This window comes from Bradyrhizobium sp. th-b2 (assembly GCF_000426785.1).
GTDB classification, from domain to species: domain Bacteria; phylum Pseudomonadota; class Alphaproteobacteria; order Rhizobiales; family Xanthobacteraceae; genus Bradyrhizobium; species Bradyrhizobium septentrionale.
In genome coordinates, this window is record NZ_AUGA01000039.1 from 65,656 (window position 1) to 81,952 (window position 16,297).

The following is a 16,297-nucleotide window of genomic DNA, read 5'->3' on the forward strand; positions in this document are numbered from 1 at the left end:
TTACGATTTTTGCCGCCCGTCTCCGGACGTTGGAACGAGATCCCTGAGGTAACTGGTGGTGCGCGAGAGCAGCGATGACGCCGCGGCCTGACGGCTCTCGTCAGCCAGGAATGCCTCGATCAGGCCGGCGGTTTCCTTTGGCCGCGTCACCATGAACAGGTGCCCGTCGTCGATCATGTGCAGCTCGGCATTCGGGATCAGGCTCGCCATGATCTGACCATTGATCGGAGGCACCAGCGGGTCGTCACGGCCCATCAGGATCAGCGTCGGCTGCGGCAGCGACCACAGCCAGGGTAGGCTGGTCCAGCCGGTCATCGCGAGCAGCTGATAGAAGTAACCCATGCTGCGCGCGCCATGCATCGCAGCCGCATGCCGGCCGATCAGGGACGGGTCATCGCGAAACGCCCCGCCATAGATGTCGGCGGCGATCGTCTTCATGTAGCCCTTGTCGGTGTAGCGGCGCGGCGTCGCCATCTTCCACAGCACCGCTGGGCTTGCCGGCACCATGGTGAAACCCGGCGCGGTCGCGGCAAGCACCAGCCGCCGGCAGCGCTTTGGAAACTGATGCGCGAACTGCTGCGCGATTCCACCGCCCCAGGACACGCCGGCGACATCGACCTCGGCATGGCCGAGCTCCGCGACAAGATCGGCGGCCAGCCGCGCCAGCGTCGACGGTCGATAGGGCCATGCCGTCCTCGGCGACCCGCCGACACCGGGCACATCGAAGATGATGGCGGTCGTATTGGTGAGCGCTTCGAGGAACGGCCGCGCCAGCTCCCAATTGGCGCCGATCCCGTTGAACAGCAACAGCGGCGGCGCGCTGCCGTCACCGTGCCGGATCGCGACCTGGAGCAGCTGGCCGTCGATCGTGACCTGCCGCGTCTCGATCGCGCTGCGCTGCGCCACCGCTGCCGGCCCAACCTTTCCCGGACTTGCCTTGTCGGCGCTGGTGATATCTTCAGTCAAAGACGTAGGTTCCTGGAGCCGCAGCAAGGGTCGGATAGCGCGTGCTGCCGAGCACGGCCGGCGCATTGACCTCGTCGCCAGAGCGCGGCTGCAGCCAGTCGCGCCAGTCGAGCCACCAGCTCCCCTTGCGCTTTTCGGCCGAGGCCATGAACGCATCGGGCTTGTCGGTGGAGATCGGTCCGATCATGAAGGACGCCTTCGGATTGCTCGGCGGATTGATCAGGCTCTGCAGGTGCCCGCTGCTCGACAGCACGAAGGTGGTGCCCTCGCCCATGATTTGCGCGGTCTTGTAGACGCCCTTCCACGGCGTGATGTGGTCGGTCATGCCGGCGACGACGTAGCTGTCGGCCTTGACCTTGCTCATGTCGATGGTCTTGTCGTTGAGCTTAAGCTTGCCGGCGTTGACGAACGGGTTCGAGAAATAGAGATCGAGATAGTCGCCATGCAGCGCCGCCGGCAAGCGGGTCGTGTCGGCGTTCCAGTACAGGATGTCGAACGCCGGCGGCTGGTTGCCGAGCAGATAGTTGTTGACCCAGTAATTCCAGATCAAATCGTTGGGCCGCATCCAGGCGAACATCCGCGCCAGGTCGTGGCCGTCGACGATGCCGCGCAGCTGCGACGAGGCCTTCGCCGCCCGCATGGTCTCGGGCGTCATCAGGCAGCCGAACGTGCTCTCCTCGGCCGAGTTGGGGTCGAGCAGGCAGACCGCCAGCACCAGGTTCTTGATCTTCTTTTCGGCGGCGCTGCCAAGCGTCGCGAAATAGGCTGACGCGGTGATGCCGCCGGAGCAGGATCCCATCATCGAGATGTCCTCGCTGCCGGAAATCTCGCGCGCCGCGTCGACGGCCTCGTCCAGCGCTGCGACATAGGTGTCCAGCCCCCAGTCGCGGTGCGCCGCCGTCGGGTTGCGCCAGCTCACAGCAAACACCTGGATGCCGCTCTCGAGCAGGAAGCGCACCATGCTCTTGTCCGGCGAGAGGTCGAGCGCGTAATACTTGTTGATCTGCGGCGGCGTGATCACCAGCGGCCGCTTCCTGACCGTCGGCGTCGTCGGCGTGTACTGGATCAGCTCGAGCAGCTCGTTGCGGAAGATCACGGCGCCCGGGGTGGTCGCGAGGTTCTCGCCGACCTTGAAGGCGCTCATGTCCACCATCGACGGCATGCCGCGATTGCGTGTCAGGTCATCCATGTAGTTCTTCAGGCCGGACCACAGGCTTTGTCCGCCGGTATCGATGAACTTGCGGACCGCCGCCGGGTTGGTGAGCATCGTGTTGGTCGGCGCGACGGCGTCGATCAGGATCTCCGTGATCAGGTGCGCGCGCTGCTTGTCGATGTCGCTGAGGCTGGTCTTGTCGACCAGGCCGTTGACCGCCTCGCCCCACGCCAGATAGGCCTTGAGCAGGCCAGAATGCAGCGAGCTTTCCTTCCAGGTCGGATCGGCGAACCGCTTGTCGCCCGCCTTCGGCGCGCGCTCGGACTTGCCGGACACGATGGAGCCGAGCTCGCCGACGAACGACAGCCACTGCTCGGTCGCGACTTTCGGCTCGTTCATGACGGCCTTGAACAGGATGCCGGCGCCCTCGACGAGGTCCTGGCCCTGGATCCCGACCAGTGGATTGAGCGCCAGCGTATTCCTGGACGCCGCCTCGGACACGTCAGACGCCGGCGAGTCTGGGCTGCGATTTTCCGTGCTCATTGCTTTGCTCCCGCCGCGGGGATCAGAAGGGCCAGCGTCTCGGCGATCAGTGCGGGCTTGTCGGAGCCTTCGACCTCCAGCGTGTTCTGGGTCTTCATGATCACCTGGCCGCCTTCCCTCCGCTCAATGCCGGCAAGCACGACGCGCAGCCTCACCCGGGCGCCGGACGGCACCGGCGCCAGAAAACGGACCTTGTCGATGCCGTAGTTCAGCCCGGCTGCGGCGTCGCGCGGGATGATGCCGACCTGCATCGAGAGCGATGCCACCATCGCGAGCGTCAGATAGCCATGCGCGATCGGACCGCGGAACGGGCTCTCGCGCCTGGCCCGTTCAACGTCGACATGAATCCACTGGTGATCGCCGGTGCAGGACGCAAAGGCGTCGATACGCTGCTGGTCGACCGTGACCCAGTCGGAGATTCCGAGCTCCTGTCCGACATGTTCGCCCAGGCCGGCAAGCGTGAGATTGCTCATCTTGTGGTCCTCCTCGAACCCTTCTCGGCTGCGCGCGCATCGTCACGTGTCGCCGTACCGCTCGCGTAGCTCTTTCTTGTTGATCTTGCCGACGCTGGTCTTGGGAATGCTGTCGATGAACAGGATCGTCCCGGGGATGCCGTATTTCGAGATGACGCCCTGGTCGGCGAACACCTTGAGGTGGTCCTTGATGGCAGCATCGCTGAGGCCGTCGGCACCGGAGGGTTTCTTGACTACGAGCGCGAGTGGCCGCTCGCCCCATTTCTCGTCCTTGACGCCGATCACCGCGGCCTCGGCAACGCCGGCGCATTGCGAGATCAGATCCTCGATCTGCAGCGACGAGACCCACTCGCCGCCGGTTTTGATCACATCCTTGATGCGGTCGGTGATATGGACGCAGCCACCGGGGCTGATCACCGCGATGTCGCTGGTGTGCAGGTAGCCACCCGCCCACAGTTCTTCGGAGGTTTGCGGATTGTTGTAGTAACCTTGGGTGAGCCAGGGCGCCCGTATCACGATCTCGCCGGCGGATTTGCCGTCATGCGGCACGTCTTTCATGTCGGGATCGACGATGCGGAGGTCGACCAGCGGGCCGGCGATGCCGGCGCGGGTGCGGAACTCGACCTCGCCATCGGGATCGCCGCTGAGGTCCTTGGACTGGACATGGGAGACCGCGGCGAGCGGGCCGGTCTCCGACATGCCGTAGCCGGCGAAGATGTCGATGCCGGCCGCCATTGCCTGCTTGGCCAGCGCCTTCGGCAACGCCGAGCCGCCGATCACCATCTTGAGACCGTGGAGATCGACGTTCGCCGCAGCGGCGGCGTTGAGCAGCATCTGCAGGATGGTCGGCACGCCGTGGGTGAAGGTGACGCCTTCGCTCTTGATCAGCTTGACCAGCATCGCCGGCTCGTAGCGGCCGGGATAGACCTGCTTGGTGCCGGCCAGCGTCGCCGACCAGGGGAAGCCCCAGGCGTGGACGTGGAACATCGGCGTGATCGGCATGTAGACGTCGTCGCGCGAGAAACGCCCCTGCGTCCCCGCCATGCCGAACAGCGCGAGCCCGGCGAGCGAGTGCAGCACGAGCTGGCGGTGGCTGTAATAGACGCCCTTGGGCAGGCCGGTCGTCCCTGTCGTATAGAAGGTGGTGGCCTGGGTGTTCTCGTCGAAATCGGGAAAGTCGTAGTCGGGCGAGGCGGCAGCCAGCAGGCTTTCATATTCGCCGATGAAGGACAGGCCGCCGGTCTGCGGCGATGGCTTGTCCGACATCACGATCAGCCGCTTGACCTTGGGCAGTTGCGCCTTGATGCCTTCCAGCAGTCCGACGAACTCGTCGTTGACGAGCAGCGTCGATGCGCCGGCGTGATCGATCGTGTAAGCGATCTGCTCCGGCGACAGGCGGACATTCACCGTCTGCAGCACGGCCGCCATCATCGGGATCGCGAAGAAGGCTTCGAGGAAGCGGTGGCTGTCCCATTCGAGCACGCCGACGGTGTCGCCGGGTTCGACGCCTGCCTTGCTGAGCGCCGAGGCGAGGCGGCCGATCCGCTCTCTGGTCTGGCGATAGGTGAAGCGCTTGAGATCGCGATAGACGATCTCCTGGTCTGGCGCCTGCACGCGCGGCGTGTGCCAGAGCTGCTTGAAGATGAGTGGATATTGATAGGCGGATTGGGCAGTCTGAATCAGTCTTCCAACCATGGAAGTCTCCCTCGACCTGGCATGTCCTCCGGCCAACGTCCGCGATTCTGAGTGAGCGGATCGTGTGGTCTGCCGTCCTACGTCACGACGGCCTGACGGTGTGACATTAGGACGAAGCCTCGCGTGACGCCCGAGATTTGTGAAGGTCCGAACCGGACATTGGCGGGGTCTTAGCCGGACAAGCTGCTCTCATCGACGGCAGCGGTCTTGAACAAAGCTGCTCTCTTCGACGCGTTCTCTGCTGCTTTGCAACAAGGGCGAACCCGCTGATATGACTACTGATATGACTGCTGATACCTCTTGGGTTGTGCCGCGAACCAGTTATGTTCCGTGATGATGGCGAACAGCAATCCGCCGAGTCGGAGAAGCTCGGTCGCCTCAAACGTTGTCGTCTCAATTTGCTGCGCCGCAGGAAAGGCTGGTGCGAGTTGCAACCAACAACGCGACCGAAGAGACCCCTGGGCTCCCGCAGCGACATGCTGAGCGTCGGCGCCAGCGACAAGGTCTACGAGACAACCAAGCTCGGCGCGGTCTTCGACGTGCTGGCGAGCCACGGCGTCCTCCCCGACGCCATTCTCCGCAACACGAATATTCCGCTCGCGGACGTTCACTCACCGCAAGCGCGAATCTCGCTGACGCAGCTGATGACCGTTTGTCAAAACGCGGTCCGGCTGTCGACCGACCGTCATCTGCCGTATAGCATCGGCGCATCGATCCACATCTCGACGTACGGAATGTACGGCTATGCGCTGCTGTGCTGCCCTGACTTCCGCAAGGCAATGGAATTCGCGATGCGTTATCACACGCTCGCGGCGCCGCTCGCGGCGATCGACTTCACTGAAGACAAGATCCATGCGAGATGGACCATCGAGCCCAATCTGCACGCGTTTGCCGATCCCGCGCTCTACAGATTCATCGCCGAGATGCAGATCGGCATCCACATCTCGCTGATGCGCGACGTCATGGGGCCGGGCTTCGCTCCCTCCGAAGTCACGCTCGCCTACTCGCAGGCGGCGGACTTCGATCTTCCGCTCGATCATGTCGGATGCCCGGTGCGCTTCGATCAGCCGGCCAACCAGATCGTCTTCAAGGCGCAATTGCTGGACCAGAAAGCGGATCTCGGCAACAAGACGACATATCCGACCATCGTCGCCTTGTGCGACGACTTGCTCGGGGATCTGAGATTGCGGATCGGCGTTGCCGGAAAGATTCGCGCCATCCTGCTCCGCGACATCGCAAAGCCGCCGACCTTCGAGGCCATCGCCAAGCAGCTCGGCGTGAACGACCGGTCGCTGCGGCGCCAACTGCGTCAGCAGGGCTTTTCCTTTCGCGGACTGCACGACGAGCTGCGGACCCAGATTGCCCTGAAATATCTCCGCAACACGACGCTGGCCAACGAGGATATCGCGCTGGCGCTCGGCTTCAGCGATGCGGCAAACTTCAGGCGCGCGTTCCACCGCTGGACCAACAAGGCGCCGAGCGATATTCGCGGCGAATAGTTGCGGGAACGTCGCATCATCTCGCGCGCGAACGCACAGCTTCTAGAAGGCGTAGGACGTCTTGCTCGGCTGCACGGTCAGCCGAAACGCGACATCGGTCGAACCATCCATCAGCTCGATCATGTGGCCGCACACCAGGCAGCGAAACTCACCCGCGGTGCCACCCTTCGACGTCAATTCGATCCGGCGATAGCCGGCCTCGCAATGGGGACAAGTCACATCGGATTTGCGCATCGAATCAGCAAGCGGTTGCTCTCCGCAGCTTCCCACATGCCCATCGTCAGAAATGTGACGGCCGCCTAGCTGGATGTAGCTCGACCAGAGCACCGGGAATTTGTGCTGTCCTTTCAACCGAAAAATTCCCGAGAGCCGCGACAGCAACGCTGGGCCACGGGCAAACAACGCGAATGCGCCAAAAAACGAGCGAGCGCTCTCTCAGAAAATTTGCTCATCCCCCTTTTCCGACGGCCGTTTCGTAGGCTAGGAATGACGCAAGGGCGCAAAGCCCACACCCGGACCAGCAACAAAATGAAATGGTCCGGGAACATAGCCAGGGAGGCAATTTGGGTCTCGCGCGTCAGCGGCCGGGGACGAATGCGTTCGCGATGGAGGTGCTTTGCGCACGCATCCTCGAACGTCATCGCGATTCCATCCGGGTCCAGAAAACGCATCTCGCCGTTCCGAACCTCACGCGCATCATCGGCGCGACGCTCACGCTTTCCAACAAGCACGGCTTTCACGCCACCACCCTGCGCCAGCTCGCAGAGGCCTCCGGCCTCAGCATGGGCGGCCTCTACACCTATTTCGACAGCAAACCGACGCTGCTGTCGATGATCCTCGGCGAGGTCGCCGAGACGGCGGCGGAGGTCCTCAACTCGCCGCCCGCCAACGTCAAGCAGGATGCGCGCAAGCATCTGCACTGGATCATCGCGACCCATATTCGCATGAGCGAGGCGATGCAGCCCTGGTTCGTGTTCTGCTTCATGGAAGCGAAGTCGTTTCCGGCCGCGGAACGCCAGCGCGCCATCGAGATGGAGGTGATGACCGAGAAGATCATCGCGGACGTCCTCAGGCAGGGCGTCGCCAGCGGGGTGTTCGCGATCGATCAGATCACGCTGACGGCCTCGCTGATCAAGCCGCTGCTGCAGGACTGGTACGTCAAACGCTGGAAATACCGCAGACGCGGCACCTCGATCGAAACCTACATCAACGCCGTCGGCACGTTTATCGACGCCGCGGTCGCCGGCAGAGCGCGGCCGAGCCGCGTTGCGACCACCTCCCGCGCAAAATCCAGGCAGACGGGCGCATCCATAGCCGCAGGAAGGACGAGGCAATGAAGCGATTGCGGTTCAATCAGCAGGAGATCGTCTTCGCGGTATTTGCTGTCCTCTTCCTGGCGTTCTCGATTTTCCTGCGCGGCTTTCTGACGCCGGAGAACATGCTGACGCTGCTGCAGAACGTGGCGGTGCTCGGCATCCTCGGGCTTGCGATGGCGATCGTCGTGATCGGGCGCGGCATCGATATCTCCCTGATCGCAGCCCTCGCGGTACCTCCGGGGCTCGTGCTGCAGATGGTGCAGAACGGACACTCGCTGCCGACCTCGCTGCTGACGGCCGTGCTGCTCACGATCGGCTTCGGTCTGGTCAATGGCTGGCTGATTGCCTACGCCGAAGTCCCGTCGCTGTTCGCGACACTGGCGAGCGGCCTGCTGCTCGCCGGCCTCGGCCAGACCGCGCTGTTCCAGCTCGACGTCGTGCAGTGGAGCGACGGCATGGCCGGCTTCGAGCGGCTCGGACAAGGTACCATCGTCGGCATTCCGACCTCGATCGTGATGTTCGCGATCGCCTGCGTCGTGGTCGCGTTCCTGCTGCGCCGGACCCGCTGGGGCGCCTACATCTACGCGATCGGCGACAATCCCTACGCGGCCCGCGTCACCGGCATCCCCTCGCGCCCGATCATCGTGCTGCAATATGTCGTCGCGGCGCTGATCGGCTGCTTCGCGGGCCTCGTGATGGCGGCCTCCGTCAACTCGATGCCGACCCGCATCTTCAATTCGACCCTGATCTACGACGTCATCCTGGTCGTCGTGCTCGGCGGCATCGGCTTGTCGGGCGGCCGCGGCGGCGTGCTCAACGTCATCATCGGAACGCTGCTGATCGGCACCATGCTCAACGGCATGACCATCATGGACATCTCCTACGCCGGACAGAACCTCGTCAAAGGCGTCGTCCTGCTGCTCGCGGTCATCACGGATTCATTCCTGAACCCGCGCAACGAAGAAACCGCACAGCAGGGCGACATCTGATCCAACAGAGAAACAACCATAACCAAGGAGGAAGCGATGAAGCGCATTGTCAGTTCTGCAAAGGTGACCGCCATAGCACTGGGGCTTGCGGCCATCGCCGCACCGGCCCTGGCCCAGCAGGGCCTCGACGAACCGTTCCAGAAGCCGTTCAAGGACGCTCTCGCCGGCAAGACGGTGGCCTACGTTCCGGTCGCCATGAACTTCGACCTCACCGAAGGCTGGTACGCCGGCATGAAGAAGGAGCTCGAGCCCTTCGGCGTGAAGTTCGAGATCCGCGATCCGAACTGGAACACCAATGCCGGCGCGCAGGCGGTGACCTCGCTGATCTCGGAAAAGCCGGCAGTGATGGTGATCCACAATCCGGACGTGCAGACCTATGCCAAGCTGCTGCAGCGCGCCGAGAACGAGGGCATCTACGTCATCCAGATCAACATGGGCTCGGCCTATCGCTCTTCGGCCTTCGTCGGCGCCAACTGGATCGAGATCGGCGAGAAAGACACTGAGGCGGTGGTGAAGGCCTGCCAGGGCAAGTCGAACAAGATCGCCATCGTGCAGGGCGCGCTCTCGGCGGCGGCCAGTGCCTACACGCTCAAGGGCGTTGAGAACGTGCTCGCCAAGCATCCGGAGATCAAGGTGGTGTCGAGCCAGGCGGCCGACTGGGATGCGGCGAAGGCCAAGGCGATCACCCAGACCGTGCTGAAGCAGAATCCTGATCTCTGCGGCATCGTCGGCTTCTGGGACGGCATGGACATCGGCACCGCGGCCGCGGTGAAGGAAGCCGGCCTGACCGGCAAGGTGTTCGTGGCAACCTCCGGCGGCGGCGAACGCAAGGGCGCCTGCGAACTCGTAAAGTCCGGCGCCTTCGACCTCAACATGAGCTACGACGTGCCGACCCAGGCCGCGCAGATGGCCGGCACGATCAAATGGCTGCTGTCGTCGGGCGCCAAGGCCGGTTCGATCAAGGGTTCGGAATACACGACTCTGATTCCGATCACCAAGGAGAACGCGGACAGTCCGACCGCGTGCTGGAATCTCAGCGACCTGAAGAAATAGCCCGGCCATTCCCGCTCGACGTCCCGGGTCACGCCCGGGACGTCGACCTCCCAAATCGAACGCCTTTGGAATGCCGATGCGCGACACCTTGACGAGCCTGCGTTACCGCTATTGGCCGGATCATCTCCTCGGCGAGATCCTGTCGAAGCGTTGGACCGAGACCGCAATTCCGGTGATCCTGCTCTTGATCGTCGGCTTCGCGCTCAGCCGCTCCATCGATCACTTCCTGTCGCCGTCGAGCCTTGCCGACACCGCGCGGCAGGCCGGCGAAATCGGCTTCATCGGGCTCGGAATGGCACTGGTCGTCATCGTCGGTGGCATCGATCTGTCCGTCGGATCGATCTTCGCGCTGACGGATTTCTGCGCGCTCTATCTGCTCGACGTGCTGAACTGGCCGGTGCCGGCGGTGGTGGTGGCGACCCTCGCCTGCGGCGCCTTGCTCGGCGCCGTCAACGGCGTGCTGATCGGCTATTTGCGGCTACGCGCCTTCATCACCACGCTGATCACCCTGATCATCTACCGTTCGGCGTTCGATCTCCTGATCCAGCGCTATTCGAATTCGATCGCCGCGGCCTTTCCCGACATCCCGTCGTGGAACTTCATCGGCGGCGGCGACGTGTTCGGGATTCCGAGCGTCGCCCTCGTCTACATCGCGATCGCGATCTTCGGCCATATCTTCATGACCCGGCTGCGCCCGGGCTGGCACATCACCGCGATCGGCGGCTCGCGCCGCTCGGCCTATAATTCCGGCATTCCGGTTCGCCGCACCATCGCGCTCTGCTATGTCGCAAGCGGCGTGCTGACCAGCATCGCCGCGCTGTTCTTCGCGGCACGGCTCGGCACCGTCGGCGGCGACATCGGCGTCGGCCTCGAGGTGATCGTCCTGACCGCGACCGTGCTGGGCGGCATCACGCTCGGCGGCGGCAAGGGCTCGGTCGCCAAATCGCTGGTCGGCGTGCTGATCGTGCTCCTGGTCACCAACGGCCTGACCACGCTCAACGCACGCGGCGGCATCAACCGCATGGCGCTGGCGGAAATTCTGCTGATCGCCGCCATGGTCGACATCCGCTGGCAGAAGAACCGCACCCGCATCATCAGCAAGGTCTATGTCGCGCCGACCTATCACGCCTTGCCGCCGCCCCCCGCGACCGAGATCGGCCAGGGCGGCCCGTTCGAGCAGAACGACAAGCTGCGCGACGTCGAATTGATCGGGCTCGGCCGCATCGAGGCGCCGGAGGACGTGATCCTCGATCGCAACAACAATCTCTATGCCGGCTCGCGGCATGGCGACATCATGCGCTTCTACGCGCCCGACTATCAGCGGATGGAGGTGTTCGCCCATATCGGCGGCCAGCCGCTCGGCATGGCCTTCGACCGGCAGGACAATCTCTATGTCTGCATCGGCGGCATGGGCCTCTACCGCATCAAGCCTGACGGTACGGTCGAGAAGGCCACCGATGAAACCAATCGCAGCATGCATTCGGTGAACGACGACAGCCGCCTGCGGCTGGCCGACGACCTCGACATCACTGACGACGGCCTGATCTTCTTCTCGGAAGCCACCGTGCGCTACGAGATGGACGAATGGCCGATCGATGGCCTCGAGGCGCGCGGCAATGGCCGCATCATCTGCTACGACACCAAGACTGGCGCCACGCACACCGCGCTGCGCGGCCTCAAATTCCCCAACGGCATCTGCGTCGCCAGCGACGGCCAGTCGATCCTGTTCGCCGAAACCTTCGGCTGCTCGATCAAGCGACTGTGGTTCGCGGGACCGAAGAAGGGCCAGGTCGAGGTCGTGATGGACAATTTGCCGGGCTATCCCGACAACATCAATCTCGCCTCCGACGGCAATTACTGGCTGGCGCTGGTCGGCATGCGCAGCCCCTCGCTCGACCTCGCCTGGAAGATGCCCGGCTTCCGCCGCCGCATGGCCAAGCGCGTCCCGGTCGACGAATGGCTGTTCCCGAACATCAACACCGGCTGCGTCGTCAAGTTCAACGAGCAGGGCAAGATCCTCGAATCGTTCTGGGACCTGCGCGGCGAGAACCATCCGATGATCACCTCGATGCGCGAGCATCGCGGCTATCTCTATCTCGGCGGCATCATGAACAACCGGATCGGCCGCTACAAGCTCGCGAACGCCGATCCGAACTTCGTGCAGTATGACAAGCGCTGGGGGAAGCTGTCGTGATAGCGGCTGTCAGGGAATTCGCCAACCGCTTTCTTGGGCGCGGTGAGGCCACCATCACCGTGCCGTCGTTCGACGGTGCGCTGAAGCCGAACCAGAAGCTCGAGGCCGCGACGACCTTACTGGAATGCGAGGCGCCCGAGGACCTCGCAACCGACGACCGCAACCTCTATGTCGCCGACGGCCGGCGCCTGCTGCGCCTCGACGGCAGCGCCGCGACCGAGCTGCGCAGCTTCGAACAACCGATCTCGGCGCTCTGCGCGTTCGCCGACGGCGGCATCGCGGTCGCGCTCGGCGGCCGCGAGGTGCGGCTCTATGCCAACCCCTCGGCCGGCGAGCCGAGCGTGACGTTCAGCGACACCGCCTTCAATGCGATCAACGCGCTGAGCCCGGCGGGCGACGGGACCTTGATCGCAACTGATGGCTCGGCGACCTGCGGCGTCGACGACTGGGCGCGCGACCTGATGGAGCTCAACCGGAGTGGCCGGGTGTTCCGGCTCGATCCCAGGACCAAGCTGGTGAAGCCGTTGGCCTCAAAGCTCGGCTACGCCTTCGGCGCTTGCGCGCGCGGCGATGGCGTGCTGGTCAGCGAGAGCTGGCGGCATCGTCTCGTCCTGGTCGCGGACGGCAGGCCGCCGCAGGTCGTGCTCGGTCACCTGCCCGTCTATCCCTCGCGGCTGTCGAAGGCCGCGGGCGGCGGCTATTGGCTCACCGCATTCACCGCACGCACTCAGCTGATCGAGTTCGTGCTGCGCGAGCCGGGCTACCGGCGCCGCATGATGGCCGAGATCGATCCGGCCTATTGGGTGGCACCGCGGCTGCGCTCGGGCTTCTCATTCAAGGAACCGATGCAGGGCGCACACATCAAGACGATGGGCGTCATCAAGCCATGGGCGCCGCCACGTTCCTACGGACTCGTGATCCGGCTGAGCGAAGACGGCAAGCCAATGTATTCGCTGCACAGCCGGGTCGACGGCATCAACCACGGCGTCGTCGCGGCACTCGAAATGGGCGACGACCTTGTGCTGATCGCCAAGGGACCGGGCCGCGTGCTGAAACTGCCTCTCGCCGGGCTCGCCGAGGAGGTCGGCTCATGAGCGACATCGTGCTGTCCCTGCGCAAGGCCACCAAGCTGTACGCCGGCGTGCCCGCCATCGAGGGCGTCGACTTCGAGCTCCGCCGCGGCGAGATCCATGCGCTGGTCGGCGAGAACGGCGCCGGCAAGTCGACGCTGACGAAAGTGATGGCCGGCGTCGTAGCGTTGACCTCGGGGGTCATGACGGTCGATGGCGCAGAGTTCGCGCCGCGGACGCCGCTCGAGGCCCGCAATCTCGGCATCGCCATGGTGTTCCAGGAGAACAGCCTGGTGCCGACCATGACGGTGGCGCAAAATCTCTTTCTCGGGCAGGAGAAATTCTACAACCGACTACGCGGCATCTACATCGCCGCCCAGCAATTCCTGCAATCGCTCAATTTCGACGTCACGCCGACTGCGACCGTAGGCGGGCTCGGCGCGGCGAAGAAGCAGATGGTCGAGATCGCACGCGCGGTCCTGCACAAGGCTAAGGTCATCATCTTCGACGAGCCGACCGCGTCGCTGACGCCGGAAGAGAAGAAGTACTTCTTCGACCTGGTCCGCGACCTCAAGAAGCGCGGCGTCTCGATCATCTTCATCTCGCACGCCCTGGAAGAGGCCCTGCTGCTTGCGGACCGCATCACCGTGTTGCGCGACGGCAAGCACGTCATCACCGACGATGCGGCGAAGTTCGACCGGGCGGCGATCGTGCAGGCGATGGTCGGACGCGACCTCTCCAACACGCTGTATGGCGCGCGGAAGCCCAGCGTCCGTCCGGCCGGCGCCCGCGTGCTCACCGTGCAGAACCTCAAGATGGCACCGATGGTGAAGAACAATTCGCTGTCGGTGTTTGCCGGGCAGATCACCGGCGTGTTCGGCCTGGTCGGCGCGGGCCGCACCGAAACCTTCAAGATCGTCTCCGGCGTGCTGAAGCGCGATTTCTTCCACGGCGGCGAGATCCTGCTGCACGACAAGCCGGTGCGCTACCGGGTCCCGGCGCCGGCGGTCAAGGCCGGCATCGCCTATGTGACCGAGGATCGCAAGGTGGAGGGCTTCTTCGAGACCGCCTCGATCGCCCGCAACATCTATCTCGGCCTGCTCTCCAAGTTCCCCCGCGGGCGGATGCTATTGTCGCGGCGCGAGACCAACTCGGTCGGCAAGACCTGGACCCAGCGCCTGAAGGTTCGCGCCATCGGCGATGAGGCCAAGGTGGTCGAGCTCTCAGGCGGCAACCAGCAGAAGGTGGTGATCGCCAAGTCGCTGGTGCAGGAGCCCGAGCTTATCATCTTCGACGAGCCGACGCGCGGCGTCGACGTCGGCGCCATCGTCGAGATCCACGAGCTGATCAACCAGCTCGCCGATGAGGGCAAAGCGGTGGTGGTGATCTCGTCCTATCTGCCCGAGATCATGGCGCTCTCCGACCGCATCCTCGTGTCGCGCCAAGGCAAGGTGGTCGAGGAATTCTCCGCGCTCGAAGCCACCGAGGAGAAGATCATGTACGCGGCGATCCATTGATGCCCCGGCGGGCATGCGTTACGGCGCGGCACGCCACGGCGGCCTACTGCTTTGGACCGACGGTTCCGGTCGTCTTCAGCCTCGCCGACCGCACCCAACCCGAGACGTCGTTGCCCGTCCGCGGATTGACGTACATCACCGACGACCAGCCATCACTGGTTTGCGCATAGGCGACGAGCTCGTCATTCGGAATGACGAAGACGCCGCTGACCGGACAGTGCAGATTCGGCGCCGAATAGAATTGCAGCCGTCCCGTGCCCGTCACCACGTTGGCGAGCGGCGGCGAGAATATCGGGACCCGACTGGTGCTGGTCCGCGGCTCCTTGCAGGCCGACGGCGTCTGCGCATGCACGGACGCGCCGAGCGCACCAAGCATCACGGCGCAGCAGACGATGCAGGCGAGCACAGACCTGTCCGACATCACGTCATTCTCCCGGACGCACTGAAGGCCGCCGCCCGTTGGCTTGAGATGTTTGTCGCCGGACATGGCGAACAGGTTCTGCGGCTGAGACGAAAGTTTGCGTAGCGGGACAGGCAGCGCCGCGATCGAGCAATGCGGATGTATTTCCTCCGGGGCTAGGCGTCAGGCTTCCACTGCGCCACCGCCGCGTCGAGCCGTGTGCGGTTAGCGATGCCGTGAAGTTGCTATCCGCAGGGGAAACAAACGGAAACAAAGACACAGGTCACACCGTCGGACAGTCAGGGAATTGATCGTGATTCACTTCGGCCGATGTCGAATCGCGCGTCAGCTCCTCATGGACGGCGGATTTTTTATCGCGCCGAGCCAAACCGCGCGCGGCCTGTTCAATAGCTTCCTGATTCAGGTGAAAAGCCCAAACCGAGCGCGAGCTACGCAGCGAGTTGGCTGGCATAGCAATTCGTTCGTGATGCCGGACGACTGTTTCGGCGTCGGCCGTCGCGACACTCTGCTATTGCAGAGCGTGACCGCTCATGAACACTTCTTCCGCCGGTCTGGCACCTTGGCGAGTTGGCAGCAGAATGTTGCGTGCTATGCCAGCGGGAACAAGCGGCACTGTTTAGGCCCGGCTCAGACGGAATAGTTAAAGACATGCAGCTCCAGAAGTTGGCGGACTGCTGCAGGCGCTCGTTAGAAAACCATGACGCCAGCACGGGGAGTGAGAGCCTTGGCGACGACGTTGCCGGACGACACACGCCAAGGCTCACCACACAACGGATTGCCCCTTGAAGGGCCAGCCCCCCGCGTGAGGCCCGCTAACGCACTAGCTCTGAGGTTTGGTCAGGAACGAGTCCTGTGCCCAGGCGGCGCCGCTCATCGCTACAGCGATCGAACCCCCATCGACCCGACCGGAGCTACTGGTCAGATACTGGTTCAGCAACGCAAAGCTGTTGCTTGCCTGAGACGCCGCCGCCGTGCCCTGATCTCCAGACCAAGAGGCCGTCTGCCGTGCGGGGTCTGCCAACGAGCTCGGTTGCGCAAAATCTTGGTTTGCCCAGCTTCCAGTGCTTGCGCCGGTCGTGCTGGCCGACCAGCCGGACGGTGAAGCCAGTCCCATGGCGCTTAGGAGGCTGGGGACGGTCGTTGTAGTAGCCGTTCCCGGGTCGACTGCCGCGGTACTCGGCGAAGTCGTGTCCGAGGTTGCAGTCGGCGTGACAACAGTGGTCGGAGTGGTAGTTGAGGTAGCGGTCGTGTCCGTGGACGTCGTGGTCGGCTGGGACGGTGGCGTGACCGGCGAGGAGGTGTCGACCCTCGCGCCAGTAACGGAGCCGGCGCTGCCGGGCAATCGATAGAGCTGGATCTCGTCGATCTGCATCTGCATCGTCGAGGGGGTAGAGCCATCAAGCGCAGT

The 16,297-nt window shown here is 64.0% G+C and carries 16 protein-coding genes; 9 read left to right on the forward strand and 7 right to left on the reverse strand.

Annotated elements, in window-relative coordinates; genetic code table 11:
- Genes phaZ through K359_RS0133115 form a run of 4 tightly spaced genes read right to left on the reverse strand, consistent with a single transcriptional unit; the run spans position 1 to position 4,830 of the window.
- Complete coding sequence (gene phaZ, locus K359_RS53680; RefSeq protein ID WP_063618972.1) at positions 1 to 966, reverse strand: poly(3-hydroxyalkanoate) depolymerase; 966 nt, start codon at positions 964 to 966, stop codon at positions 1 to 3.
- Positions 959 to 2,662, reverse strand: a complete 1,704-nt coding sequence (locus K359_RS0133105; protein ID WP_029083156.1) for an alpha/beta fold hydrolase — start codon at positions 2,660 to 2,662, stop codon at positions 959 to 961. The genes phaZ and K359_RS0133105 overlap by 8 nt, the downstream gene beginning before the upstream one ends.
- Positions 2,659 to 3,135, reverse strand: a complete 477-nt coding sequence (locus K359_RS0133110; protein ID WP_029083157.1) for a MaoC family dehydratase — start codon at positions 3,133 to 3,135, stop codon at positions 2,659 to 2,661. The genes K359_RS0133105 and K359_RS0133110 overlap by 4 nt, the downstream gene beginning before the upstream one ends.
- Before the next feature lie 42 nt (positions 3,136 to 3,177).
- Positions 3,178 to 4,830 (reverse strand): fatty acid--CoA ligase, encoded by a 1,653-nt coding sequence (locus K359_RS0133115; RefSeq protein WP_029083158.1) that lies wholly within the window; start codon positions 4,828 to 4,830, stop codon positions 3,178 to 3,180.
- A gap of 476 nt (positions 4,831 to 5,306) precedes the next feature.
- Between K359_RS0133115 and K359_RS0133120 the strand changes: the two genes are divergently transcribed.
- Positions 5,307 to 6,329: an AraC family transcriptional regulator gene (locus K359_RS0133120; RefSeq protein ID WP_029083159.1), complete on the forward strand. Its 1,023-nt coding sequence runs from the start codon at positions 5,307 to 5,309 to the stop codon at positions 6,327 to 6,329.
- A 42-nt stretch (positions 6,330 to 6,371) separates the two neighbouring features.
- Here the strand turns inward: K359_RS0133120 and K359_RS0133125 are convergent, their stop codons facing one another.
- Positions 6,372 to 6,563 carry an MJ0042-type zinc finger domain-containing protein gene (locus K359_RS0133125; protein ID WP_029083160.1) on the reverse strand — a complete coding sequence of 64 codons (192 nt, stop codon included), beginning with the start codon at positions 6,561 to 6,563 and terminating at the stop codon, positions 6,372 to 6,374.
- Between the two features lie 371 nt (positions 6,564 to 6,934).
- Here K359_RS0133125 and K359_RS53685 point away from each other — a divergent pair, with 371 nt between their 5' ends.
- The 6 genes from K359_RS53685 (at position 6,935) to K359_RS0133155 (ending at position 14,468) form a co-directional block, all read left to right on the forward strand.
- Positions 6,935 to 7,666, forward strand: a complete 732-nt coding sequence (locus K359_RS53685; protein WP_051346545.1) for a TetR/AcrR family transcriptional regulator — start codon at positions 6,935 to 6,937, stop codon at positions 7,664 to 7,666.
- On the forward strand, positions 7,663 to 8,634 hold the full coding sequence (locus tag K359_RS0133135; protein ID WP_029083161.1) for an ABC transporter permease: 972 nt from the start codon (positions 7,663 to 7,665) through the stop codon (positions 8,632 to 8,634). The genes K359_RS53685 and K359_RS0133135 overlap by 4 nt, the downstream gene beginning before the upstream one ends.
- A 36-nt stretch (positions 8,635 to 8,670) precedes the next feature.
- The gene (locus tag K359_RS0133140; protein ID WP_029083162.1) at positions 8,671 to 9,687 is read left to right on the forward strand and encodes a sugar ABC transporter substrate-binding protein; all 1,017 of its coding nucleotides are present in this window, start codon (positions 8,671 to 8,673) and stop codon (positions 9,685 to 9,687) included.
- A 70-nt stretch (positions 9,688 to 9,757) separates the two neighbouring features.
- Entirely contained in the window at positions 9,758 to 11,881 is a 2,124-nt protein-coding gene (locus K359_RS0133145) for an SMP-30/gluconolactonase/LRE family protein (protein ID WP_029083163.1), read from the forward strand.
- Positions 11,878 to 12,975 carry a hypothetical protein gene (locus K359_RS0133150; RefSeq protein WP_029083164.1) on the forward strand — a complete coding sequence of 366 codons (1,098 nt, stop codon included), beginning with the start codon at positions 11,878 to 11,880 and terminating at the stop codon, positions 12,973 to 12,975. Before K359_RS0133145 ends, K359_RS0133150 begins: the two co-directional genes overlap by 4 nt.
- Positions 12,972 to 14,468, forward strand: a complete 1,497-nt coding sequence (locus K359_RS0133155; protein ID WP_029083165.1) for a sugar ABC transporter ATP-binding protein — start codon at positions 12,972 to 12,974, stop codon at positions 14,466 to 14,468. The genes K359_RS0133150 and K359_RS0133155 overlap by 4 nt, the downstream gene beginning before the upstream one ends.
- A 43-nt stretch (positions 14,469 to 14,511) precedes the next feature.
- On the opposite strand, the gene K359_RS0133160 is transcribed toward K359_RS0133155, so the two are convergent.
- The gene (locus K359_RS0133160) at positions 14,512 to 14,889 is read right to left on the reverse strand and encodes a hypothetical protein (RefSeq protein ID WP_029083166.1); all 378 of its coding nucleotides are present in this window, start codon (positions 14,887 to 14,889) and stop codon (positions 14,512 to 14,514) included.
- Positions 14,890 to 15,151: 262 nt separating this feature from the next.
- On the reverse strand, positions 15,152 to 15,340 hold the full coding sequence (locus K359_RS64765; protein WP_245284799.1) for a hypothetical protein: 189 nt from the start codon (positions 15,338 to 15,340) through the stop codon (positions 15,152 to 15,154).
- Between K359_RS64765 and K359_RS0133165 the strand changes: the two genes are divergently transcribed.
- Both K359_RS0133165 and K359_RS0133175 read left to right on the forward strand, forming a co-directional pair.
- Positions 15,269 to 15,529 carry a DUF927 domain-containing protein gene (locus K359_RS0133165; RefSeq protein ID WP_245284798.1) on the forward strand — a complete coding sequence of 87 codons (261 nt, stop codon included), beginning with the start codon at positions 15,269 to 15,271 and terminating at the stop codon, positions 15,527 to 15,529. The genes K359_RS64765 and K359_RS0133165 overlap by 72 nt on opposite strands.
- Before the next feature lie 472 nt (positions 15,530 to 16,001).
- Positions 16,002 to 16,238, forward strand: coding sequence for a hypothetical protein (locus K359_RS0133175; protein WP_156928781.1), 237 nt, complete (start codon positions 16,002 to 16,004; stop codon positions 16,236 to 16,238).
- Positions 16,239 to 16,297: the final 59 nt, after the last annotated feature.